General features: G+C 39.3%; 1 protein-coding gene. It reads right to left on the bottom strand.

Annotated elements, in window-relative coordinates; genetic code table 11:
• Window positions 1–241: 241 nt before the first annotated feature.
• Complete coding sequence (locus HMPREF9469_RS30280; RefSeq protein ID WP_040417929.1) at window positions 242–1,555, bottom strand: IS30 family transposase; 1,314 nt, start codon at window positions 1,553–1,555, stop codon at window positions 242–244.
• Window positions 1,556–1,716: the final 161 nt, after the last annotated feature.

Here is a 1,716-nt window from a genome sequence, read left to right as displayed (position 1 = left end):
AAACTTAAATGAAAAACTAAATTCCAGTTGTAGACTATTCTAGTAAATTTGCGGAATTAACTTCCACTTTGTACCTTAACAAATTTATACATTTGCCTTATAATGAACCTATAAGCACCCAGTTTTGATGTTTTTTTGCATGCTAACGGGGCATCTGAAAATAGTGTGCGAGACTAAATTCCACATGCCTTTGTGCAAGACTAAATTCTGGTGCAGTGAAATCTGCCTGTGCTTAAACTATTTATTTTAACAAGTTTGGACTAAGCATTACGTCATCAGGTGCGATTGCCTTTAATCCGATTGCTTTGTGAAGCTTATTGTCCAAGAGTAAAAGAGAGAGTTCATATGGGCTATGCCCATTAAGACTGTCTCTTTTTTCGTTATTTATGTGATTCATCATAAGTTTAATTTTATTATCATCTAAATCAGCGAATGAACTGCCTTTTGGACGGATGTAACGTATATATTCATGGTTCTTTTCACAGGCTCCTTTTTGCCAGAAGCAGTAAGGATCACAGTAAAAAATAGTTGTGCTTTTGCTTCCATCACAGAATTCTTCCATTTCCTCACGAGCAGAGAATTCTGAACCGCCATCTGTGAGCATTACTGGAAAAAGCTTTTTGAATGCATCCTTCCCAAGTACAGTTTCGAGCCATACGAAAACTTCCAGCACACACTCTTGATCCTGATATTCTAAGAGGAACATAAGCATTAGATTGCAGTTACGAAAGGTGAACGTCAAGATGGCCCGGCTTTCGTCTTTCTTGCCTTCCACACAGTCCATTTCCACTACATTGGTATCCGGATGATCCTTCATATATTTCTGGAAATCTTCGTAGTTATGACCTTGTCGGTAAGAATGGTCTTTCGCACTGGCCTGAGTAGGTTTCCTGCGTTTCTTATAACGCACAGCCCGCCTTAAATCGCCGTTGCGTACCTCAAAGACACAATCATTGATATACGAATAAAGTGTTCTCCTGGAACATCCTAATTCCTCAGCGTGGGTGGCATAGATATGCCCTATAGACTGGTGCTTTTCCTTGATCAACGGAACCAGCAGATCATTCATAGCTTGAATGCTTTCAGGTGTCTGATTGATTCCAACTCTGCAATCAACCAGGACACTAAGATACTCATCATGAGCATACTTGGATGAATAAAACTTTCTTGGCATAAGACAATGCGTCTTTTTACCACAACCATTACAGACATACGGCGGTTTCTTGAGTTTTTCACATTCAGCAGTTTCGTAGCCTGGACATACATTGATACATCGCATATCAGGTTTCCTGCAGAGCTTGCAAAGAGTTCCACACTGTTCACTACAAAGGCAAACGATTTTACAAGTTTTACGATGAATGCATGGTGAATTTGTATATCCTGCATCAGGACGTTCTTTTGTGTGTGCGTGAAGTCGTACCTCTTTTGATACAGTGGAAGGAGCTTTTCCGATCATTCTTCCGATTTCTGCGAAGTTTTTATTCTCGGTAAGTCCTTTCTCAATATCAACACGCTGTTCAAATGTTAAATGTTTCTGATTGCCTTTATTATTCATAATGATCTCCGATCTGCACAGGCAGGCAATCAGCTGCAAGTACATTATACGGAGGCATGAGTATCAAGGACAATAGGGCGAATATCTGTGCAAGATTAATTTCCAGAAATATAGAATTTACTCTTGCATTAAGGTGTGAACTGGAATTTACAATTTCATTT

The sequence above is a fragment of the [Clostridium] citroniae WAL-17108 genome (assembly GCF_000233455.1).
Classification (GTDB): Bacteria; Bacillota; Clostridia; order Lachnospirales; family Lachnospiraceae; genus Enterocloster; species Enterocloster citroniae.
This window is presented reverse-complemented; position numbering and strand designations above follow the sequence as displayed.

What these genes read in the sequence shown, in the direction of transcription:
- HMPREF9469_RS30280 (WP_040417929.1), bottom strand. Translation starts at nt 1,555, where the DNA reads ATGAATAATAAAGGCAATCAGAAACATTTAACATTTGAACAGCGTGTT.